Raw genomic sequence first — 21,427 nt, 5'->3', positions numbered from 1 at the left:
ACTCGACATGATCGTTACTGCCGACGCCATCACCGAACCACGAGCTCGCGCGCCGTGGCGACGGGTCGGGGAAACCAGGCTGCCCACATCACATCGGAACCGCGCAGGCGGTGGTGACCGGGTTCGACAATCCACATCTGGATGACGAACCTGCGCTGCCGTATCGAGTTCGCCGTCGCCGCAAGAAAACAACACACCCCGCGCGATGCGGCGACGTATATCCCGAAGTGGGCCGGATGACGTTCAGTTGCTGAGCGGTGGTGACCGGTGACCACCTTCCCGTGCGCGGCGGGGAGGGCAGAATTCCATCACAGTGACGTAAGTGCCCGGTGGGAAGGTTGCCCATATTCTCCGAGGAAAACCGGATGGCTTGCCGCCGAGTGGCATCGTCATCACGCGAGCGACCGGACGCTCCGGCGGTGACGGCAAAGCTAGAACAGCTAACCCAGCTACGATAGCTAGCAACGCAAACGAGGGTTACAGAGGTGGCAACGCACAGCACCCGTTGTATGGCTCATGGGTATCGACCCACCCTGACAGTCACTTCTCGTGGCGCGACGGCTACTCAGGACCCTCGACGTCTTCCTCGCGCACACCGGTCATTGATGGAACCGGTTCGATGCATCGACGGAGACTGTGTTCGGCGGTGAGGGGGAAAGCAGCAGTTACACGCCGGGCATTGTCGAGTACGAGAGTTCGCGGACGAGAACGTTGTCGAGTTCCGTGCAGACCTCGGTGCGTTCGAGGGGTCGCGGCTCGGTGGTGGTGCGCAGCTTTTTTCGTGTGCGTGTCCGCTCAGAGGTTCCACAGTGCGAGGAGCGCGGTCCGGAGGTTGGGTGAGCGGACGTAGTGATCGGTCCGCAGCCGTGACCCGGGGTGCCCGAGGTCGGTGAGCGCCTTCTCGGCGTCAGTGAGAGGCAGCGGTGGCAGGTCGGTGCGGGTGCGCAGGAAGAACAACACCGCTCCGCCCGACCGTGGGATCCGCATCGGGTCGGAGGTCACCACGGCCGGCGGGTGGATCCACTCGTCGTCGGTGGAGACGAAGACGATCACGTCGCCGCGTCGGAGGGTGCCGGGTGTGTCGAGGTGGAGCGATTCGAGTTGGTATTTCACCGCCGGCCCGCCGACCGTCGAGTGCCGGCCCCGCTGGTGGTCGAGGACCTGTTGTTCGGTGTCGGTGGGTTCGTAATCGACGGCGTGTTTGACGAACATCCGGCGCACCGGTGTGGGCAGGAAATCTGTGTCGGTGCGGACGCGGCCGGTGACCCCGGGCAGGGGGACGGCGCGGCCGATCTCCCACTCGAGGATCGCGTCGTCGAGGAACACCTGATCGACCTCGGTGATCTCGTCGAGGCCGTCGATGAACGTGCGGACACCGGCGACGATGTCGGGGTCGTCGGTGATGACCACGGCGTCGTCGGCGAGGGTGGAGTTCTCGGAGGCGTTGGCCGACCCGATCACCGCCCGGGTATTGGTGGCGATCACCTTGGCGTGCAGGGTCGGTGACGACAGCACCCGCACCCCCCGCTCGAGGTAGTAGGTGAGGGCGGCGGGGGAGGTGGCGTGCGCCCGGATTGCGGCCTTGGACGCGTTGACGACCAACAGGTCCCCGGCGCGCAGCGGGAGCAGCTCGGGTGCGTCCTGGCCGAGGTAGCCGATCGCGGCGTATCGGGCACCGCGGGTGCGGATGGCGCGGGTGATGTGCGGCCACGGGCTCGGCCCGTGGAAGGTGGTCCCCATACCGACAGACGGTAACCGGCCACCGGCAAGGGCGGGCAACAGCGTGTCAATACCGTCGCCACTGTTCCGCACCAACCCTGCACGAGAATATACGAGCAAGTATGCGCGCGTAGATGCGTGCACGAAGGCGCGTAATGGGTAGGATGACTGAAACCGAAGTACACGGGCGAAGGCGAGAGTGGGGTGGGTATGGGGAAAGCAGGAACTGCCGGGGGCGGCGCCCGCCGCCCGACCGGGGGCGGACGCGGCGGTGCCGCTCGGTCGGGAAAGCGCGGTCCCGATGCGGTAGGCGTGTCAGGTTCGGGGACGCCGAGTGCGGAGTTGACGGCGAAGCTGGAGCCGCGGAAGGGGCCGACGAAGGTTCCGCTCAACACCCGGGTACTGGCCTCGACGGAGGCCCGGTTGAACTGGCTGGTGAACCACCGTCAATCCACGGTGACCAACGTGGTGGACGTTGCCCTGCAGGAATTCTTCGACCGCTACAGCGTCCCACCGGCCGATCTCGACGGCCGGATCGCCGAGCAGGAGTCATGAGCTCCCCGTGGGAGCAAATTCCCCTCTTCACCCTGCCCGACACCACCCCGAAGGCGTCTCCCGAATCCGCCGAAAAAGACGGTTCCCCTGACGCAACCGATCAGGAGGGTGTCACCGATGAGGCGGGCCCGGAACCCACCGTTGCCACACACCCTGACTTCGGCGAGCCGGGGGACGCGGACTCGCACGAGCAGGAGGCCGCTGGGCCGGACGAGCAGGAGGACGTTGCCGAAACTCCCACGGACACCGAATCTCCCGAGCTGGCCAGCGCTGAGGCCGAGGCCGATGGCGACGCGGTAGATCCGCCGGTGTGGGAAGCGCTGCCGGCGGGTGAGGCCGCGGATGGGCATGCGTTGATCGTGACCGCCGCCGGGACGTACACCCCTTCGGGAAAGGAGTTGACCGGTCCGGTCGATTCCCTCGAGAAGCTGGACAAGCTGATCCGGTGGGCTTCGCTGACCCCGTTGGGTGCACCCGCACAGATCTGGGTTGTCGGGTTGGCTGCGTGTGAGCTACTCGGGTGGGTCATCGATCCGGGCAGTGAGGACGACGTCGACGACATGGAAGCGTTGCGGACCCGCGCCGCCACCGAGTTGACCGCCACCCTGCATGCCACCCTCCCACCGCTACTCAGTGCGGGGTGGGAACTGCGCGGCGAACCCGGGCATGTGGTGCACCTGTCCCGCACGATCGGGAACTTCACCTCGATGGTCGATGTGGTGATCGAACCGTACGTGTGGACCTATTGGAACAAGGACTTCGGCTGGCACAACCGGGTCGGCGACATGGGGGTCCTCGGCTCACCGGCCGCCGGCACCTATCTCCCCGACGACGACCTCCCGGCCGCCCGGGAACTGGGCCGCCGGCTGGCATGGTGCGCACAGCATCTCGGGGTGCTCCCCGGGCCGACACCGGCCCGCACCGGCGCCGCGATCATCGACAAAATCAAACGCGAACGCACCCGATCGGGCAAGGGCATCGTCGTCACCACCGCCGGTCCGGTGCCGCCGCTCGACGGTGCCCCGCGCGGGGACCTCGAGCCCGCGGTCGGCTGGACCCGGGTCCCGCAGGCGAGTGACCTCGAGGATGCGGACCGGTTGGTGTCGATCGACCAACGCGCCGCCTATCTGGCCTCGGCCGGGATGCTCGAACTCGGCTACGGGCAACCCAAACACCTCACCGGCGGGTCGGCGGCGGCCGCCGCAGCATCAGGGGCGAAGGGCACCCCGTTCGGGTTGTGGCGGATCACCCTGCCACCCGGGCAGACGTTGTCGCTGCCGGAGAAGCTGCCGTTGCCGCACCCGCACATGCTCGCCGATCAGCCGGTGCAGACCTGGGTCACCACCGTCACCCTCGATGCCCTTCGGGAACCGGTCGCGGATGGAGGGATCGGCGCCGACCTCGACGACCTCGACATCACCGAGGCCTGGGTGTACCCGCAACAGGGCCGGGTGCTGGACAAGTGGGCGAAGATCCTGCGGGAGGCCCGCAAAACCGCGGTGGACACCCGGGATGCGGCGATGAAGGGATTTATCGGTGCCTGCTACAAGGGGTACATCGGGCGGATGGTCAACCCGGACATGTGGACCGCGACCCGGATGCAGCATCATCACCAGCCGTTGTGGCGGGCGTCGATCATTGCGCATTGCCGGTGGCGGGGCCGCCGTGTCGCGATGCGCATCGCCCGCGAACACCATCGTTGGCCGGTCCGCACCGTCACCGACTCCTGGGTGTACCTCCTCCCCGAAGGTCAAGACATTTCGGACCCGAGCGAGGCGCTGGGAAAGATGACGGTGGAAAAGGACGTGGCCCTCACCGACACCCTCCTCGCCTCCATGGCGTCGGCTGCGGATGTGCACGAGGTGAACCTGGCGATCAAGGCCGCCTTCACCGACAACCAGGACGCCGCCGCCGACGACGATGATGAAGGGGCGGGGGTGGACTGATGGCTTTGCATCTGCCGAAGCCGCGGACCAGGAAACCGGCGCAGCAGGCGGTCGGCCTCGACGGCCTCAAGGTCTCGGTGGCGAATGCCGCGACCAGCGGGGTGGAGAAGTCTAAGCAGGTCAAAACCGGGGGACTGGCCGGGTTGACCAGCAAAGTGACGGTCAAACAGTTACGCACCGAGCTCGGCAACGAGGGATTACGTCAGGCGGCGATCGATGCCGGCCGCACCCCGCCCTCGGACCGCACGCTGCGCCGGTGGGCGCAACAAGGCCGTATCCCGCATGCGGATGTTCTCGAGCGGGCGCAACGGCGGGCGGCGATCGAACGATTGGGTGGTATCGACGCGGTGGCCGCCAAGATCGGCAGGTCTCGCTCGGCGGTGTCGCGGTACCGGTCGGGGGAGACGAACGAACTGCGTGCCGACGCCAGCAAAAAACTCAAAACCGTGCGGGCCGAGGACATCATGAAACGGGCCGGGGTGTTGCGGCCGGATGGGACACCGAAGACCGCGGTCATCCGGGTCAAGGGTGGTGTGATGGTCCGCAACGGCGCCGACGAGGGCTACGACTACCGAGTCCGCACCCTGGACTTCGCGAACTCCGACACCCCGTTCAGCCCTGACGAGTCCCGTGAACTCGCCGCCGCCCTCGCCAATGATGATCATGCCCGGGTCGTCGCCTTGCTCGAGCGGCACGCCACCCTCGACTACCCGGAGAACAAGGGCTTCGACAGATACAGCGACCAATTCGGATTCCACTTCGACCACATCGACTCCGTCCACATCGACTGGATCTGATCTGAAAGTGGACGTGCCGTATCCGCAGGCGGGCAAGTCGTTTCGGCAAGTCAGCATCGCGGAATCGGTGCTACCGCAGAATGCTGCTATCTCATCTAGCACTCCTCGCAATACCGGAAGCTCGGCGGGCGGGATCGGATAGCAGGAACCCCTTCGGCAGGCACCTGTCGTCTTCAGCGCTGTCTGAAAAGTGTCTCGATGAGGGCGGTGGCCGCTGCGGTCTTCGCCGCCGTTTTCGTGGTCGCGTCAGCGGTGGCGCTGTGGCCGGCGAGGCGCACGGTGGCGGTGAACCGAGGTGCGTGTGCGGGCCCCTCCGTGCAGAAGTTCCACTCAGGTGGGGGCTGATTGTTGTTCTGGGCGAGACTCATCAGCCAAGCGATGGGGTTCGACAGAGCCTTGGACTTCTTCGCCCCGTCCAGGTTCAGGACGGCCGGCGTAGCCGTACGCTGTGGTTCCGCGGATTCGGCGAGACCGGAAACCTGGGCGCCAGTACGGGAGTCGTCGGTTGCGGGGATGGCTCGGTGGTGGGCCAATCCGGTTCCGCGTCGGCGTGGTCGGTACCGGTCAGCTGCGCACGCACTGCCGCCCAAAGGGCCGCTTGTTCGGCCGGCTTCTTCGCAGCCGCGGTGGCCCACGGGCCGCGGATCCCCAGGTGAGTGGCGCGGGCGGCGAACAATGGGTTGTGGACGGCGCCGCTGCGCCGGATTTCGAGATCCGTGGGCGGTTGATCGGGGTGAGCTTGCCGCCACACCGACACAACGCTGGGCCCCATCTCCGGATGAGTGTCAGCGAGAGTGTCCAGAATGCGGAGTTGGATGGGAAGCCAGGAGGAGCCGGCGGCATCGATCAGGACTGCGACATCCGGGGCGGTCAGCAGGTCGGCATCGACGCGGCGGGCGAGCTCGGCGGCGAGTTTGAGCCCGAAGGGGTCCGGCGGCTTCGGCTTTGAGGACCTTGTGGAACCGGCGACTGTCGAGTGCAGTGAGATCGGCGGTGGCCGCCTGTTCGGCGACGATCCGTTGGTCGGCGTGTTTGAAGTGATTCTTCTTCGCTTCCCGGGCGGCGCGGGTGCGCCGGTTCATGTCGCCGCCGAGGGCGGCAAGCTGAACCGGGGTGTAGGGGGCGGGGGAGTGGTCGAGGTGGGCGAAGATGATCCGCTGGTTGATCAGGTCGGCCACCCGCCGCAGCGGTGAGGTGACGTGGGTGTAGGCGCTCAGCCGTAATCCGTAGTGGCCGTGCACGGTCGGGTCGTAGGTCGCGGCCCGCAGCGTCGACAGCAGACGGCCGCGTAGTTTCGCGAACAAGTCCGGGTCCCCGGCCGCGGCGGCGATCTCGTGCATCAGCTCGTCGGTGGTGCCGGCGACCGGGTTGGGCCTGTGATTGCGGAACAGGATCGGCAATCCTTGCTCGACGCACCACAACGCCACCGCCTCGTTGGTCGCGATCATCATCTCCTGCACGATGACGTAGGCGACGGTCCGCAGTTCCGCCGCGATCGCCACGATGGCCCCGTCCTCATTCGCCGCCCAGCCGCGGGTAAGGTTAGGACTTAAAGGAGCAGCGTTCACCGAAACCGGCGCCGCACAGGCTGTCGGCCTCGGCGCCCATCAGGGCGTCGATGAACGTGGACAGCAGGCTGCGCAGCAGGTCGGGGCTGGCGTCGGTGAGCCGGTCGGTCAGGAACTCGTGCAGGTCGATATCGTGGGCAGTGGTCATCGCGTGCTCTTTCGTCGAGTCGAGTTGGTAGCTCTCTCGAAGGACGCTTCTATGTTTGTCAATGGGCGACAGCGGCGTTCAGCGCGCGGAAGAGTTCGCGGGCGGTGTAGCGCTTGAGTGAGCGTCGGATCTCCGGGTCGGACTTGCCTCGTGCGCGGCCCGCGGCGATGTAAGCGTGGGTGCGTGGGCACATCCGCCAGCGGGTGAGCACGATGTCGTGCAACGCCCGGTTGAGCTGGCGATCACCGCCGCGGTTGAGACGGTGCCTGTGCGTGCGGCCGCTGCTGGCCGGCACGGGGCTGACCCCGGCGAGGGCCGCGAACGCTGCCTCGTGCCGGCACCGGCCATGATGCGACCAGGACACGATCAGCTGGCCACCACTGACCGGGCCGACGCCGAGTTTGTTCTGGAGTCCGGGCGCGAACGCCTCGAGCAGTTCGGACAACTGCCGCTTGTTGTCGGCGAGGGCGCGGGCGCCGTCACGGATCGCCAACGCGAGTCGGCGCGCTTCGGCGCGACGCACCTGAGTCTCGGTGCACTCACCGGTGCGGCCGCGGCGGCGGGCAATCGCACCGAGGTTGTGCTCGGTCATGGTGACCCGCGCGAGAAGACGGTCCTCGTCGTCGCCGGTAAGCAGCAGGGCGCGGAGCCGGTTGATCTGCGCGGTGCGGGCGACGGTCATGTCGTGGCGGGCACCGAGCAGAATACGAATGGCCTCACGGTCACCATCACTGCGTGGCAGCGCCTTTCGGTCCTCTGACATGCGCAGCACCTGCAGCGCGGCGAGTCTCGCGTCGATCGGGTCCGACTTGCCACGGCGCCGTGTCTGCCGACGGGGACACTCGACCTCCACGATGGTGAGCCCGGCACCGGTCAACACGCGAGCCAGGCCGACTCCGTAGCTGCGGGTGCCCTCGAGCCCGACCACGACGCGGGGGCCGGGGGCGTGCTCGGCGATCCACGCGAGAGCGTCGGAGAAGCCGGATGCGTTGTTGGGGATGGTCAATGTCGCGATCGTCGCGCCGTTCGGTGCGGTCATCTCCAGTGCGTGGGTGTCGCGGTGTGTGTCGCCGCCGATGACGGCATCAACGGTTTCTGCCACCATGGTCATGGGCCTTCGCGCTCCTTCGGGTGTAAGGGTCAGGGCGGCACCGGCCCGGGTGGAACCACCCAGCGGCATATCTGTGACGGGTCACGTGCCCTTCGGCACGGACAGGCTTCTGATCAGGCCAGCAGGCGGAGCGGGCCGGTGCCGACGCCCGGAACGACGGGTCCTTCGCACGGCACACCCGGGGTGGCCAAATCACGCGTGAGTCAGTTCCAGGCATCGGCACCGATCCTGACAGCGATTCGCCTTACGGAACCGCTACGACACACACTCACAAATCACGCGATGACCGCCTTCATCGGCTACGACACGCCGGTCAGATCCGAATCCCGTCCGTACACCACTCTGCTGGACGCAACCGCAATGAGTGTTGAGGTGAACTGGGGTCGGATCATTCGATGGTGCGAGCAGCATGCCCCGACGACAGCGTCGCGGGTGCTTCCGCCGTCCGGACAGCGAGCCGTACATGCAGCCGAGGCTGCAACGGGTCGGGTCTGGCCTGTGCAGTTGCACGAGTGGTTCGCACTGCATGACGGCGGGTTCGATAGCCAGCCGGAGTCGATCGTGCTGCCGAGCAATGAGCCAATTTCGGTTGCTCTCGCGGTCCGAACTCATGACGAATTGGTTGAACTGTGGCAAGACAACACTGATGACCTCGGTGGCACGGAGGCTTTGATGGCGTTGTCGGCAGGAACCGAGACCGAGACCTTCCTACCTGCGTTCATCCCGATTGGAAGCGACGGGGCCGGGGACCACCTTGCGGTCGACACCCGTGGCGGTGACCGCAGCGGCTGTGTCGTCGAGTTCTGCAAGGAGGGCGGTGCAACGATCCGTTGGGACTCGATCGCCGACCTGCTCGATTGCACGGCGACGGCACTAGAGCAAGGAGTGCACTGCGAGGGGTGGGTGCCGGTCATCGAGGACGGTTTACTCCGATGGGACTATCAGCCATAGCGTCCGATCAGGCGATGAGCTGTAACCCAAGGCGTCCGAACGTCGAGGCTCCGACTAGTCCCGCAACCGGATCATCCAGCAGCACAGTATCTGCCAGCACCCGTGCCGACACGAAACCCCACTAGACTGTCGGCGGCACGACTGGCGAAGGTGGGCAACCACCGGGGAGTGCAACGCAATGGAGCATCGACCGCCTGGGTGCTTCACACCACGAGTGTGAAGGAACCCGCATGCGTGCCGAAGACATTGACGGTCGACTCATCGCGTCCACAACTCTGACCGCTGTGGCCGAACGCGCCGACCAGTTTCGACACCGAACAGGATCGGCGCCGTGTTTGGCAACGGTCCTGGTGGGCGACGATCCGGCCTCGCACACGTACGTGCGGATGAAAGCCAACCGGTGCGATGCCACCGGCATCGACTCCCGGCGTATCGCGCTGCCCGACGAAACCAGCACTTCCGAGCTCGTCGACACGGTCCGTGGACTGTCCGAGGATCCCCGCGTCCACGGAATCCTGCTGCAGCATCCCGTTCCTGCACACATCGACGAGCGCGCAGCATTCGAGGCCATCGCACCCCACAAGGATGTCGACGGCGTCACCTACGCGACGTTCGCTGCCATGGCGATGGCTCGGGAGGGTTTCCACTCGTGCACACCGGGCGGAATCCTGCGGCTGCTCGACGCGTACGACGTGCCATTGTCGGGACGCCGAGCCGTGGTCATCGGCCGTAGCCCGATCCTGGGATTGCCGATGGGGATGCTGTTGCTAGCGCGGGACGCCACCGTGACCTACTGCCACTCGAAGACTGCGGATCTGGGTGAAGCCGTGGCCGCCTCCGATCTCGTTGTCGCGGCCGTGGGGAAACCCGAGCTGATTAAGGGGTCGTGGATCAAGCCCGGGGCGGTAGTCATCGACGCCGGCTACAACCCCGGAAATGTCGGCGATGTCGAATACGAGGTGGCGCGTGAACGCGCCCGGTTGATCACTCCGGTGCCCGGAGGAGTCGGCCCGATGACGATCGCGACACTGTTGGATCAGACAGTGGACGCCGCCTTCCACCAACTCGACGATCAAACCGAAAGCGTTAAACGCTCCTGAGCCTGTTCACGGTGTCCCGCAGATGGAACCACCAGCGGGACGAGATCGGCGCCGAGCGCATGTCCGGCCGCGCCGCATCCCGGAACGGGATCGCTGTTCGGTCAGATCTGTGCACGATCATTGGCGCTACAGAGCCCTCGCCTTTGTGATGCGGTGAAACCATGACGCGAGATCCCAACCGACTGACGACTAGGACTGTCGTTATGCAGGCTCTCTCATCACGCCGAAATGGCGCGCCGTCCCGGAAAGGCTTGGAAGCTCTTGCACGGGTGACCAGGTGCGCAGCCCATCCGTGCTGTCGGAATAGAGGTACTTTCCTTCGGTATAGGCGTCGAGATATATCCGCCAGGCGTGGTTCGGCAACTGAACCAGGGCTGGGCCCTCCAGCAGCGAGCCCCAATTTCCAGGCGGGACGAATGAATAGGGCCCCGTCACCGATGACGCGACCGCATGCTCGACGACCTTCTTCGTCTCGTTCTTGGTAAACGCATGATAGGTCGATCCCACCTTGACCAGGGTGGTGTCGATGTGGTCCGCGCCGATCCCGGCGAGTGGAACAGGCGGGCTCCACAACCTGAGAGATGGTTCCAGCGCCGTCATCAGATACGGCACGAATCCGCCGCCGGTGGACATCGACAGGATGACGTGGACGCGGTCGCCGTCCACGAACCATTCGGGTGCCCAGGCCTTCGTGGTGAACGGCGACAGCGACGGCCCGTCGCTGAACCCGGCCGATCCCGAGGAGCCCGGTGGGCTCGCCGAGCCCGTTCCGTCTCCGGTGCCCGGCAGGAAGGCGCAGCAGAACGGGACCGGCCAGGCCCCCAGGAACGTCCAGTCGATGCGGTCACTGCTGCGCGCGAAGCCGATGTTCGCCCCGTCGATTGTCGTGTAGGTGAGGTAGTAGAGCCCGTCTGTGTGCCGGAAGATGCTCGGGTCACGCACCACGCCTGACGGCGGCCGATACGCCGACTGTCGGACGGGTTGGTATTGAGTGGCGTCCCCAGACTCGTATACGTCCAGGTCGCGGTCGCTGGCGTTGCTGAACGCCACCATCGTGTATCGCCAGGCGGGCGGTGCTGCGCCGCTGCTCCCCGGTGCCGCGACCAGCAATCCCGTGACAGCGAGCATCACCATCGATATGGCGGAAAAGTAGGATCGATTGGTCAGCATCACCGGTGCAGTATCTATGACAGCAGGCGCTCCATGCGTAACTTTGGCAGCAGGCTGCAGGCAGCGAATCGTGACCGACGGCGGTGGGGGTGACCGGAAGGTTGGCGGCGGTTCGCGCCAGTGCACCGGGACCTTTTCGATAATTTTCTGTTCATCGCGACCACACCCGCTGTGCGCGAGGGGACTAGGGCCAGGTTTCCGACCGCCTGTACGGTGTACTTGTCGGCAGTCGGTGGCGATCTGAAGCGCCTACCGCCACTGATTCCGCCCGAGGTGGCCGCCCGTTGCAGAGGTTTTTTCTCAGTTCCGGCGGACGCAGCCGGGAGACAAGTTCGTCGAAGGTCTGGGTCGTATCACCGAGCACCAGTACCAGCTCGCAGAGCAGCTCTTCTACGGTCTCGGTGGTGATCTCGGAGACGGCCTGTGGGCCGCTGGATTGCGCGTCTACAGCAAGATGATGTCGGCCCGTTTCAGCGGCGGCTTTGTCCACCCCGCCCTCGGCGGACACCTTGGCACGGTGTTCCAGGGCGGCTTTGTCCACCCCGCCCTCGGCGGACACCTTGGCACGGTGTTCCAGCAGGTTCGCCCCACTTACCCGACAGCGGCCGCGACATCACGATCCTGGACACCATCGAAGCGCTCAGCCAGACGTGGAGAACGTCGCGAACCGAACGACCGCGTATCGAGCGCACGATTCTCGATCATGCGCTCACGCTTGGCTGGAACGAAGGTCCAGGAACGGCGCATACGAGGCCTACCTGCCCACAGGGGCGGTCGGTCTTCGGTGGATCGACCAGTGATCGGGTCCGGGCCAAATATGATGGCGGAACTTATTTCTGGGGTTGGGGGGACGGATGGATCCGCAGGGAGGAAACGCAGGCACTGCCGGACGGGGTGGTGTGCGTGCGTTGTGGCCGTATGTGCGTGAGCATCGTCGGTTGCTCGGGGCGGCGGCGGTGTTCTCCATTGCCGCAGCCGGGCTGAGTCTGGTGCAACCGGTGCTGGTGGGCCGGATCATCACCGCGGTCGGAGACGGTGCCCCGCTCAGCGGCCTGGTGTGGGCGCTGGTCGGGTTCCTCGCCGCCGGGGCGGTCCTCGGCACGATCCAGTACTACCTGCTGCAACGGACCGCGGAGAGTGTGGTGCTCACCGCCCGCACCGAGCTGATCGGGCACCTGGTGCGGTTGCCGATGAGCGAGTACCGCAGCCGCCACGTCGGGGACCTGGTCTCCCGGGTCGCCTCGGACACCACCCTGCTGCGTGCCGCGCTGACCGACGGTGTCGTCGAACCCCTCGGCGGGATCCTCGTCCTGGTCGGCGCGCTGACCGCGATGATGCTGCTCGACCCCGTCCTGGCCGGGGTCACCGTCCTCGTCGTCGCGATCGTGGTCGCAGCGTCACTTCATATCACCCGGCGGCTGAGAGTGTTGACGTTCGAGACCCAGTCCCGGCTCGGGGACCTGACCGGGGACCTGAACCAGACCCTGTCGGCGATCAGCGTCATCCGCGCCAACGGGGCCACCGACCGCGTACAGGCGCGGCTCGGCGACCGGGTCCGATCAGCGTTCGACGCCGGTATCCGCGCGGCTCGATCCGGTGCCGCGATCGAGCCGCTCCGGCAGACCACCGGCCACGCGTCGCTGCTCGTCGTCCTCGGCGTCGGCGGTTACCGGGTGGCGACCGGGCATCTGACCGTCGCCGAACTGGTCACGTTCATCCTGTTCATGCTGTTGTTCATGGGCCCGGTCAACACCGCCTTCACCGCGGTGCAGTCCCTCGCTGCGGCCCTCGGTGCCCTGCAACGCATCACCGACATCCAGCGGATTCCCGCCGAGGACGCCGCCGACATCATCACCCACCCGGCACTCCCGGCCCCGTCGGCGGCGCCGATGGTCCGATTCCGGGACGCCCGGTTCGGGTACCGCCCGGATCAACCCGTCCTCGACTCGGTGAGCTTCACCGTCGCCCGCGGCTCGCGGACCGCGATCGTCGGACTCTCCGGTGCCGGTAAATCCACCCTCCTCGCGCTCATCGAACGGTTCTACGACCTCGACGGCGGCCGCATCGAACTGGCCGGGGTGGACATCACCGCCCTGCCGCGGACCGTGCTGCGCTCGCAGCTGGGGTACGTGGAACAGAACGCGCCCGCGATCTCGGGCACCGTCCGGGAGAACCTCACCCTCGCCGCCCCGCAGGTGACGGATTCGGAGTGCTGGGCGGCCCTGGACACGGTCAACCTGCGCGACCGGATCGACACCGAGGCAGACGGTTTGAACGCGCAGATCGGTGAGCACGGCGTCCGTCTGTCCGGTGGTGAGCGGCAACGGTTGGCGATCGCCCGCACCCTGCTCGCCCGGCCACCGCTGCTGCTGTTGGACGAGCCGACCTCCAGCCTGGACAGTCGCAACGAGGAAATCTTCCAAACCGCGCTCGAGGCCACCGGAGCCGATCAGACCGTCGTCCTCGTCGCGCACCGGCTCGCGACGGTGAAGAATGCCGACCAGATCATCGTCCTCGACCACGGGCGGGTCCACGCGGTCGGCACCCACAACGATCTGCTCAGTACCAGCGAGCTCTACCGTGAACTCGCCTATCACCAATTGATCGGCATCCCGGACTAGACCCGCGGGGAGCAGCCACCGGCGCCGGCATCAGAACCGAGGTGGCGGCGACCGGGTGCCTATCCCGAAAGCGGAATCTGCACCGGGACAGAGTTGTGTCCCAGCGCATGCCGGGCCCTCGTCCCGTAGGCGGATTCGCCAACGGACAACAACAGAGACCGTGAGGCGTCGGGGCAGGCAGCCGAGACGGTGAACGCGTTTACGGTCAGTCGGATCACATGAGCTCGGGGAGGCGGACAGATGTCCAGACAAGCAGGTTTGTCATGGCGCGAGGTGATGGTCGCCGTGATCGCAGCTGCTGCGGTTATGTGGCTGGCGGCCGTCGTTATCGGCGACGTTCGCCGAGAGCCCGATGCGGATTGTCTTGCCGTCGACTCCGCCGTGATGACCTGATTACACGTAGGCCGGCTACTGACCCGATCGAGACCATTGACGCGGTTGCTGCCCACGATCTCTGGAATCGCAGTAAGGGATCCGTGCGTTCGGCAACTACTACGCGATCTCATTTGAGTTCAGAAGAAGCGACGGCTCGATCTATGCGGGTCCGCTTACGGAACGAGGGGGGGCGGGGCGACTGCCGCCGGGGGCATGCGCTGGGACACCATCTCGTCCCGGTGCAGGTTCGCCGCGGGCAAGTTGATCGGAGATGGTGGCGAGTTGCTGGGCTCGCGGGAATAGGACAGGCCTCACGAGTCGCTGTCACTGTCATCGACCTGGTCCTCGTCGTATTCGGGGTGCGTCCCGCCGCGAATGGCGACTGCGCCGACGATCATCGAGTACTCGACTATGAGGGTGGCGATGAGGGCGAGGATGAAACTGCGGCATTGAATGCCGACCAACGCCCCGATCGGTAATGCAACGGCAGAGCCGACCACAGCCGACTTCCAAAGCCAGCCCATTCTCCACATGCCGGGTACCTTAGCTGAACGGTCGCCCAGGTCGGTCTCCGCAATTGAGTGAGAGGGAAGCCCCCGGGGTGAGGCCCCGCCTCAGTGGGGGATGGGGCGGGGCCTCTACACGGGGACTCGATGGGGTCTCGACCCGGTGCGTCGATCACAGTAGCGCGGTAGCTTCATCGCTGCCAGGCGCGCCACCGCGTAGGCCCGCTGGCGGATCGGTTGCGTCACATCACGGTTCTGCGGGACTACTCGGTCTTGGTGAGAATATCGCGAATGGCGATCGGCTCCGGAAGCTTCCACCGAGCGAGCGGGGCATCGTTCTGGTAGGTGTCGCCGTAGAGGGCCACTTCGGTGACGGACACGTCATCGGTCAGCTTCGAACCGAAGTCCTTGAACGGAACAAGTCCTTCTGCGCGTGAGTCGATACTCGCCGTTCCGATCTCTGTGGTGACGCCTTGGCCGTTCAGACCCTTGATGCTGTCACTGCTCAACGTCCGCACTGCCCAATGGTTGGGCGAGGCGACGAGCGCACCGGATTCGACGATCACGGTGATCGGGAACGCCAGGATCTTGGTTCCCATGCTCTCCGCCATCACTGGTTCTGTCACACGGATCAGCGCAGTGAATCCTTGGCCTGTGATGCGTTGGGCTGCACCTACCTCGTCCGGCTTGGGGGTCGTGACTCCGCCCTGCGTGGCAATCGCCGCCGATGATGTCGGCGCAGTTGTCAGCGCATCGACTGAAGTCTGTGTCGTGCTCGACGAGGCGCTGGAGGTGTCGGGCGCGCTGGCGGACTCGTCGTTACTGCACCCAGCGACGGCGAGACTCAATGCGGCGCAGACGGCTATGGCCGACATTTTGGTGTGGTTCACGGGTGTCCTTGTCTTGTAATTCGGATGACTGCTGTTGCTGACGAACGAGCTTGCCTGAGAGGTGATGCGGGTGTCGCGATCCAGCGACCGCTGGCGTGTTCGTCTTCGTTGCCCGTTTCCACCGGTTCGTGCGCTGTGGGTGGTCGATGAAGAGAGGGGACACCGAAATACCTGCGTAACCCGCGTGAGAGCCCGCAGCGGCTGGAGAACCGCCCGGATACGGTGCCGAACACCAGCACAACCACCAGCGTCGCACGCTGATCGGATGACTGCACGCGGGCTCTTCGGCGTGGATGCGCCTGGAGGGGCGGTCGTGTGGCCGATCTGGCGGCTCGGTTTCCGCTCGCGCGCGAATCTGCTGTCCGGTTGGGTGGCTTCGAGTTCCCCTCAGTTGATCGGCCTGAGAACCGAACGTGGTGAGCAGGGACTGGACGTTCCGGATGAGCGGAAGGAACAGACGAGGTGATGGTGACAGGACGAGACAGCCCGCCGCAAGGCGGGCTGCACCGTCTATTACCTTCTCGCGGACGGGTTTCCGGAACCGGTGCGGATGCTTGCCTGCGCCGTCTCGTCGAATCTCCGACGAGAGCGCCGGGGTGGACGACGACGACTGATCCTCGAGCCGGGCTGTGCACCGGGTTTTCAGGAGCGGACGAGCCGGGCGATCGCGTCGGTGGCCTCTTTGATCTTCGCGTCGGCTTCGGGACCGCCGGCAACGGCGGCGTCGACGACGCAATGACTGATGTGGTCTTCGAGCAGTCCCATGGCCACGGCCTGCAAGGCCTTGGTCATCGCGGAGACCTGAGTGAGGGTGTCGATGCAGTACTTGTCTTCCTCGACCATCCGCTGCAGTCCGCGGGCCTGGCCTTCGATGCGCTTGAGGCGCTTGAGGTAGGCGTCTTTTTCGGTGATGTAGCCGTGCGCGGCATGGTTATGGCCGTCGGTCTCGGCAGGTGCGTGGGTGGCCGCGGGAGTGGTGGCCATGGTGTCCTCCTGGAATCCGAGTCTCATGCCGAGCACCCCCGATTATGCCCTCCCGGGGTATTCGGGGCGTGCTGTGGGCCCTCGACGCGGCGGCCGATCGCCGATGCGGCGCACATCACCGCGCACCGGGCCGCCGCCCGGGTCGGGGGGTGTCGGACGATGCGCACCAACGTCGTTGTCACCGTTGCCATGATCTTCCTTTCGGGACCGGATTCGGATTAACCGGTGCGGGTGGGGCGTGCACGCCCCGCCCGCACCTCCTGAATGCGTTGCCTGCGGCTATCCGGTGAGGGACCGGAATCGGCGCAGCCGCAGGCTGTTGCTGACCACGAACACCGAGGAGAGCGCCATCGAGGGCGCCGGCCAGGCGCAGCACCTGCATGGTGTCTTCGCCGTGGGCGGTGATCACGTCGAGCAGGGTCATCTTGCCGGATCTGCAGCCCTACCTCGGCGCGTACGATCACCTGGTGGCCCTGCGGGCCGCCGACCTCGGCTACCTGCACGTGCACCCGGACGAACAGGCGGTAGTCGCCCGTGCTCGGGGTGGTGACATAGAAGTCGATGCCCGGACCTGGTGCGGTGACACCGTCACCGTCACCGTCACCTCGAGCATACGGACCAGCCACAGCGACGGCGACGATTACAGCGCCGACGACCACACCGGCCGCCGCTGCAACAATCACACTGTCTGCGCATGAAGCCACTGTCTCTTGTCACCAGAAACCGAATGGACCCCCGCGCTGTAGGTGCGAGCGTGCCGAGAACGGAGGAACACACGTAATCGACACCGCACTCTACGTGCAGTTCGGGTCCACCCTGCCCTTCCAGCAGTCCGGAATGCCGATGCCCGATCTGCCGGCGGCGACCACCGACATCCTGACCTGGGTCGACGACCAGCGTCTCCTCGTCGTGGCGACCGGAACCCCTCTGGGTGCCGTGGCCTTTCGCGTCGAGGTGACGGACTCGGAACCACCCCTGGAAAAGCAGGGATGGGACGAGTGGCAGGAGGTCTCGGTCCGGTTCGGCATCGCCGACGTGGGTCTTCGAGATCTGGACGCGGACAAGGAGTTGCTCGATGCAAGCCTTGTCGACGAGGCCCGCCGATACCGAGTGCGTATCTATGCAACAGGACGCGACTCCGGTATCGAGTTGCAGGAAGCCGGGGACGATCTGGTGGAACGCTATCTGATGCACCTATGGCCCGAAAGCGAGCCGCGTCCGGCAACCCCACTCCTGAGGCTGCAGTGACAGAATGATGAAAGCTGCGGATCGCATCAGTCACTTCGGTGCTGTGCACGGTGCCGATCCTGTCGTTCGTCGTGCCGCCGCTTCTCCCCATCCGCTTCCGCTGACGATGCGTGGTACTCGCATCAGAAGGTGACGTCGCCCATGTGGCCTGGCCCCTCGGTCAGATTTCCGGTTCAAGAGGGTGACCGCTCGCGTCCCTCTGCGGCAAGGCGGGTGTCTCGGTAGGGACCGCCTATCGGCACCGGATGACGATCGCTGAAGGGTCAAGATTCGCCAAGTTCACTGTATTTAGCGAGAACACGCTCGCGCTCAGCGCCGAAAGGGTAGCTGGTGACTCGGGAGGCCCCTACTCGAATGCCCGCGTTATGCAGTTCGTGGTAGAGGGCTTCGTCGACCCCGCCGATATCGCCTTCGCCGCGTACACCAAAGGACACCATTACCTCGCAGGGTCCGAGTGGGTGTTCGGCCTTCTGATCGACCGCGTCGTCAATAGCGAGTGGGGTGGGAGCGAGCACCTGCCATCGTGCCCAGGCGCCAAGCAGTTCCGGCAGAACGGACCGGATTACGTTGACGAACGCGGCGGCGTCCCTGTCGGTGGTCTCGAACTGGTACTCGACGATCTCTGTGTCACCGATCGGCCAGGTATCTGGTGGTGGATCTTCCCACATGCCGCCCTCGTACACATCTATTCCGCCGACGGGCCCGAGGTCGGTGGCGGTCGACTCGACCAGGCACAACATCGGATGCCCATACAGACCCGCAAGTCGGGCCTGCCGGGCGAATCCGTCGAGTGTCACTTGGGCGATGTGGTGGTCGAGTTGTACCACGGTGTCGAAACCGGCGATAGCCAGGACGGTGCCGGTCGTGGACGGGTCACTGCCGAAGGCAAAGGTCGCGACATCGCTGAGGGTGTCTTCGAAGGCATCGGGACCGCGGCCGTAGTCGCGGTCGTACTTCATCGCCCGAGCGAAGGCGTCATACATGTCGTTGATCGAGGTCCAGTCGTGGCCGTCGATCCGGTGCACGAGGTATCCGAGTCCGGCGAGTCGGTCGCAGACGCTGTTGAAATGGAAGGCGACCTCGTACCGGAACACGGTGCCGTTCTGTAGCAGAGACCAGTCGAAGCGTTGTCTCTGCTCGATGAACAGGTCCCTGTCGGTGGGATCGAACACCGCTCTACGCATCATTTCCAGAGCCTATGCGTCTGATCCGTCGAACAGACTCAAGGGCCGATCCCTGACCGATTACCGATCCCTGTTGGAACGTCGAATCGGGGGTCGCGGTAGACAATGGTCAGGTGAGCTTTGAACTGTGCAAAGAGTCCTCTGCCGCGGATTGGCTAATCAAGCAGGGTCTTCCGTGGTATCGACTAGCGGGGCGAGGTCCGCTCGGATTTTCGAAGTATGCGCGGGTGAGGTTCATACCCGATCCGAGTTTCCCCGGCCAGAAGACGAACGAGGTCGAGTTCGACCAGAAGGAACTGACCGAGAAAGAGCAGGTCGGCGTCGCACTGGACCTCCTGTCGCAATACACAACTACACCGAATGAGTGCTACTTCTGCATGTGGGACGGACGGGAAGATACTGCCATCCACGTCGCGCCCAACTTCGTGATCCCTAACCGCGTCTATTGGCTGTTCCGCGGCACACTCGCGGACTATGCAGACTGGAACAACAGTGACCCTGCGCGGTGGCCGTACGGTTACTCACCTGACCCCGCATTCATTTGGCCAGCAGATCGCGCCTGGTGCGTGACCAACGATGTCGATCCGCACTTCGCAACCATCGGCGCCGACGTGGAAGCAATAGATCAGATCGTGGCCGACCAACGAATCGACGCCGTGCTCGACGACCCAGAGCAGGAGCCACCGTACTGGTGGGGCTAGTCACGGCACCGCGGCGCTGCGCTACGGCGAGATGTTGGTAACCCGCGCTGCGTGGTTTCGGGCCCGCCACCGTTGAGGATCCTTGACCGGGACCTCGTCGACGACGGCCGGTGCGATAGCTCATCTCGGTGCACCATCCTCGGGATCTTTCACCGGTTGCCCAGTGGGGATCCTGCCGCCGACACCATCCTGCGAAAGTCGGTGAGGACAGCACCACCTCGTGCAAGCTGATGGAGTGACCGATCCGGCCGAGAATTGGCGTCCTCCAACACACCTGTCGGTGTTGGTGACGGATTTGTCGATCGAGGACGGTGAGACACCACCACCGGAGATCGGGGAGATCGGCGAGTTTCCGCTGCTGTTCCAAGAGTTCCCCACCGATCCGGCCGATCCGTCGATCGTCACCCTCCGAGCTGTGGCCGAACCTCTACACTCGGGCAAACCCACACGCCAGCAACCCGGAACCGATGAGCAGTGGTGGGATTGGGCTGTCCTGTTGCGTGGTGCCGGGTGGACGGCCACCTGGTACACCCGCCGTCCGGCACTCGGTCAGGTCGAAATCACGGGCCGACTGATCGGTGACCTCGCGTACGCCACCACCGGACGGATCCGCGGGCGGATCACGCGGGTGCGGGTGGCCGCCGACCGATACCACCGAGATCCCGAGATCCCGCACTCGCCGTGGAAGCAGATACCCGGAACCCGCTACCGCGAGGTCACGACCGCACCACGTTTCTTCGCCGGTGGCACCCGAACCACCGACCCTGACGCCCCCAACGACGGCGTTCGTGAGATGGGGGTGCTGGTCGATCTGGACCTTACCGACGTCTCACCACCGCCATTGCGCCCCAGTATCGTCCCCGGCGCCGTGTCGGCACACGGCACCGACCTGTGGGTGGTCGACCGCGAATTGCCCCTGGTCGTCCGTGTCGACTCCGACCGCCAGGTCATCGAATACACGATTACCGGGCAGATCTTCGACAACCCTCCGGCCGTCCGAACCCGGCGCGTGTGGGCGCATGCGGGAGGGTGCTGGGTGGCTGGCTGGGACGGGATCTACCACTGCAACCTGGACGGCACCGCGGACAAGGTCAGCGATGAGCCGATCCGCGACAGCGCCGCCCACGGCGAGGTCCTGCTCGCCGTCGCGGTGCCGAGCCGCAACGCTGCCGAATTGGTGCTTGTCCGACCGGATCAGGATCCGGAATCGAGCAGTGCCAGCGGGTGGGGCGACCTCGAGTCGATGTGCACCGTCGATGATGGGTTTTTGCTGCTGTTTCGCCAGCGGGACGTCAGCACCGGTGCCCTGGGCGCGACCCGACTGGTCCGGGTCGACGTGCACGGCATCGCGACCCTGGGGCCGCCGCTGAACACAGCGGTGGACTCGTACCGACCGTTTCTGGCCGGCATACCACCGACCGTCTTCGACGGCACCAATGCCTATCGTGTGCTCGACGATCTCACTGTCGTCGACGCAGTTGCGCTGCCCGTCCGGGTCCTGGGCGGTGGGCAGATCGGGGACGTGATGTGGATCGTCGGGCATCCCTCCGACGGCACGGGCCGCGGGGGGTGGTGGCCGCTCCCCGGGCGTCCTACCTACACAACCGAGCACCAATACTGGCTGTTCACCCTTCTTGATGCTCACACCCGCGAGCCGATCTCGAGCACACCGATCCGCAGCTCCCAGCCGGACGTCACCATGGACGGTGCCGGCACTGTGTGGGTCGCCGCCACTCCGCGTGGCTTGCATGCCATCCCGGATCAGACAATGACCGAGCCGCTGCTACTCGATGTCGCCGACCTGCTCGATCGCTCACGAACCCACGGATGATCCCAATCGCGGTGGCTCCGGA

Annotated in this window: 20 protein-coding genes, 2 pseudogenes and 1 riboswitch; of the genes and pseudogenes, 12 read left to right on the top strand and 10 right to left on the bottom strand. The window is 65.5% G+C overall.

The window, feature by feature from the left end; all coding sequences use genetic code 11:
• Positions 1 to 795: 795 nt before the first annotated feature.
• Positions 796 to 1,740 carry a phospholipase D family protein gene (locus tag L1080_RS33500; protein ID WP_250775456.1) on the bottom strand — a complete coding sequence of 315 codons (945 nt, stop codon included), beginning with the start codon at positions 1,738 to 1,740 and terminating at the stop codon, positions 796 to 798.
• A 189-nt stretch (positions 1,741 to 1,929) separates the two neighbouring features.
• On the opposite strand from L1080_RS33500, the gene L1080_RS33495 reads away from it, so the two are divergent.
• Genes L1080_RS33495 through L1080_RS33485 form a run of 3 tightly spaced genes read left to right on the top strand, consistent with a single transcriptional unit; the run spans position 1,930 to position 5,017 of the window.
• Positions 1,930 to 2,274, top strand: coding sequence for a hypothetical protein (locus L1080_RS33495; RefSeq protein WP_250775458.1), 345 nt, complete (start codon positions 1,930 to 1,932; stop codon positions 2,272 to 2,274).
• Positions 2,271 to 4,220, top strand: a complete 1,950-nt coding sequence (locus tag L1080_RS33490) for an ICP22 family protein (protein WP_250775460.1) — start codon at positions 2,271 to 2,273, stop codon at positions 4,218 to 4,220. Before L1080_RS33495 ends, L1080_RS33490 begins: the two co-directional genes overlap by 4 nt.
• Positions 4,220 to 5,017 carry a hypothetical protein gene (locus L1080_RS33485; RefSeq protein ID WP_250775462.1) on the top strand — a complete coding sequence of 266 codons (798 nt, stop codon included), beginning with the start codon at positions 4,220 to 4,222 and terminating at the stop codon, positions 5,015 to 5,017. Before L1080_RS33490 ends, L1080_RS33485 begins: the two co-directional genes overlap by 1 nt.
• Positions 5,018 to 5,190: 173 nt before the next feature.
• On the opposite strand, the pseudogene L1080_RS33480 reads toward L1080_RS33485, so the two are convergent.
• From L1080_RS33480 to L1080_RS33470, 3 genes and pseudogenes are all read right to left on the bottom strand, one after another.
• Positions 5,191 to 6,561, bottom strand: a pseudogene (locus L1080_RS33480) (RNB domain-containing ribonuclease); the annotation flags it as partial.
• A gap of 16 nt (positions 6,562 to 6,577) precedes the next feature.
• Positions 6,578 to 6,733, bottom strand: a pseudogene (locus L1080_RS33475) (IS256 family transposase); the annotation flags it as partial.
• Between the two features lie 58 nt (positions 6,734 to 6,791).
• Positions 6,792 to 7,844, bottom strand: a complete 1,053-nt coding sequence (locus L1080_RS33470; protein ID WP_250775467.1) for an IS110 family RNA-guided transposase — start codon at positions 7,842 to 7,844, stop codon at positions 6,792 to 6,794.
• Between the two features lie 282 nt (positions 7,845 to 8,126).
• On the opposite strand from L1080_RS33470, the gene L1080_RS33465 reads away from it, so the two are divergent.
• Positions 8,127 to 8,795 carry an SMI1/KNR4 family protein gene (locus tag L1080_RS33465; RefSeq protein ID WP_250775469.1) on the top strand — a complete coding sequence of 223 codons (669 nt, stop codon included), beginning with the start codon at positions 8,127 to 8,129 and terminating at the stop codon, positions 8,793 to 8,795.
• Between the two features lie 127 nt (positions 8,796 to 8,922).
• Positions 8,923 to 9,002: riboswitch (ZMP/ZTP riboswitch) on the top strand.
• A gap of 23 nt (positions 9,003 to 9,025) precedes the next feature.
• Positions 9,026 to 9,895: a bifunctional 5,10-methylenetetrahydrofolate dehydrogenase/5,10-methenyltetrahydrofolate cyclohydrolase gene (locus tag L1080_RS33460; protein ID WP_250775471.1), complete on the top strand. Its 870-nt coding sequence runs from the start codon at positions 9,026 to 9,028 to the stop codon at positions 9,893 to 9,895.
• Positions 9,896 to 10,096: 201 nt separating this feature from the next.
• Here L1080_RS33460 and L1080_RS33455 read toward each other — a convergent pair whose 3' ends face one another.
• Both L1080_RS33455 and L1080_RS33450 read right to left on the bottom strand, forming a co-directional pair.
• Positions 10,097 to 11,065 carry a glycoside hydrolase family protein gene (locus L1080_RS33455; RefSeq protein WP_250775473.1) on the bottom strand — a complete coding sequence of 323 codons (969 nt, stop codon included), beginning with the start codon at positions 11,063 to 11,065 and terminating at the stop codon, positions 10,097 to 10,099.
• 184 nt (positions 11,066 to 11,249) lie between these two features.
• Complete coding sequence (locus L1080_RS33450; RefSeq protein ID WP_250775476.1) at positions 11,250 to 11,624, bottom strand: hypothetical protein; 375 nt, start codon at positions 11,622 to 11,624, stop codon at positions 11,250 to 11,252.
• Positions 11,625 to 11,919: 295 nt separating this feature from the next.
• Between L1080_RS33450 and L1080_RS33445 the strand changes: the two genes are divergently transcribed.
• Positions 11,920 to 13,686 (top strand): ABC transporter ATP-binding protein, encoded by a 1,767-nt coding sequence (locus L1080_RS33445; RefSeq protein ID WP_250775478.1) that lies wholly within the window; start codon positions 11,920 to 11,922, stop codon positions 13,684 to 13,686.
• Positions 13,687 to 13,926: 240 nt separating this feature from the next.
• Positions 13,927 to 14,079 carry a hypothetical protein gene (locus tag L1080_RS33440; protein ID WP_250775481.1) on the top strand — a complete coding sequence of 51 codons (153 nt, stop codon included), beginning with the start codon at positions 13,927 to 13,929 and terminating at the stop codon, positions 14,077 to 14,079.
• Between the two features lie 293 nt (positions 14,080 to 14,372).
• Here L1080_RS33440 and L1080_RS33435 read toward each other — a convergent pair whose 3' ends face one another.
• Positions 14,373 to 14,585, bottom strand: coding sequence for a hypothetical protein (locus L1080_RS33435; protein ID WP_459032404.1), 213 nt, complete (start codon positions 14,583 to 14,585; stop codon positions 14,373 to 14,375).
• Between the two features lie 245 nt (positions 14,586 to 14,830).
• Positions 14,831 to 15,457, bottom strand: a complete 627-nt coding sequence (locus L1080_RS33430) for a hypothetical protein (RefSeq protein ID WP_250775485.1) — start codon at positions 15,455 to 15,457, stop codon at positions 14,831 to 14,833.
• A 265-nt stretch (positions 15,458 to 15,722) separates the two neighbouring features.
• On the opposite strand from L1080_RS33430, the gene L1080_RS33425 reads away from it, so the two are divergent.
• Positions 15,723 to 15,923: a hypothetical protein gene (locus L1080_RS33425; RefSeq protein ID WP_250775487.1), complete on the top strand. Its 201-nt coding sequence runs from the start codon at positions 15,723 to 15,725 to the stop codon at positions 15,921 to 15,923.
• Positions 15,924 to 16,099: 176 nt separating this feature from the next.
• Here L1080_RS33425 and L1080_RS33420 read toward each other — a convergent pair whose 3' ends face one another.
• On the bottom strand, positions 16,100 to 16,441 hold the full coding sequence (locus tag L1080_RS33420) for a metal-sensitive transcriptional regulator (RefSeq protein WP_250775738.1): 342 nt from the start codon (positions 16,439 to 16,441) through the stop codon (positions 16,100 to 16,102).
• Positions 16,442 to 16,821: 380 nt separating this feature from the next.
• On the opposite strand from L1080_RS33420, the gene L1080_RS33415 reads away from it, so the two are divergent.
• Positions 16,822 to 17,139, top strand: a complete 318-nt coding sequence (locus tag L1080_RS33415) for a hypothetical protein (RefSeq protein ID WP_250775758.1) — start codon at positions 16,822 to 16,824, stop codon at positions 17,137 to 17,139.
• 100 nt (positions 17,140 to 17,239) lie between these two features.
• Positions 17,240 to 17,689 carry a hypothetical protein gene (locus L1080_RS33410; protein WP_250775489.1) on the top strand — a complete coding sequence of 150 codons (450 nt, stop codon included), beginning with the start codon at positions 17,240 to 17,242 and terminating at the stop codon, positions 17,687 to 17,689.
• 263 nt (positions 17,690 to 17,952) lie between these two features.
• Here L1080_RS33410 and L1080_RS33405 read toward each other — a convergent pair whose 3' ends face one another.
• Entirely contained in the window at positions 17,953 to 18,876 is a 924-nt protein-coding gene (locus tag L1080_RS33405) for a barstar family protein (RefSeq protein ID WP_250775491.1), read from the bottom strand.
• Between the two features lie 224 nt (positions 18,877 to 19,100).
• Here L1080_RS33405 and L1080_RS33400 point away from each other — a divergent pair, with 224 nt between their 5' ends.
• Both L1080_RS33400 and L1080_RS33395 read left to right on the top strand, forming a co-directional pair.
• Complete coding sequence (locus L1080_RS33400; RefSeq protein WP_250775501.1) at positions 19,101 to 19,574, top strand: hypothetical protein; 474 nt, start codon at positions 19,101 to 19,103, stop codon at positions 19,572 to 19,574.
• A 235-nt stretch (positions 19,575 to 19,809) separates the two neighbouring features.
• Positions 19,810 to 21,405 (top strand): hypothetical protein, encoded by a 1,596-nt coding sequence (locus L1080_RS33395; RefSeq protein ID WP_250775503.1) that lies wholly within the window; start codon positions 19,810 to 19,812, stop codon positions 21,403 to 21,405.
• The last annotated feature ends 22 nt before the right edge of the window (positions 21,406 to 21,427 follow it).

The sequence above is a fragment of the Rhodococcus sp. MSC1_016 genome, assembly GCF_023667485.2.
Lineage (GTDB): Bacteria > Actinomycetota > Actinomycetes > Mycobacteriales > Mycobacteriaceae > Rhodococcus_F > Rhodococcus_F oxybenzonivorans.
The sequence above is the reverse complement of the archived record's forward strand: the minus strand, read 5'-3'. Positions and strand labels throughout refer to the sequence as shown.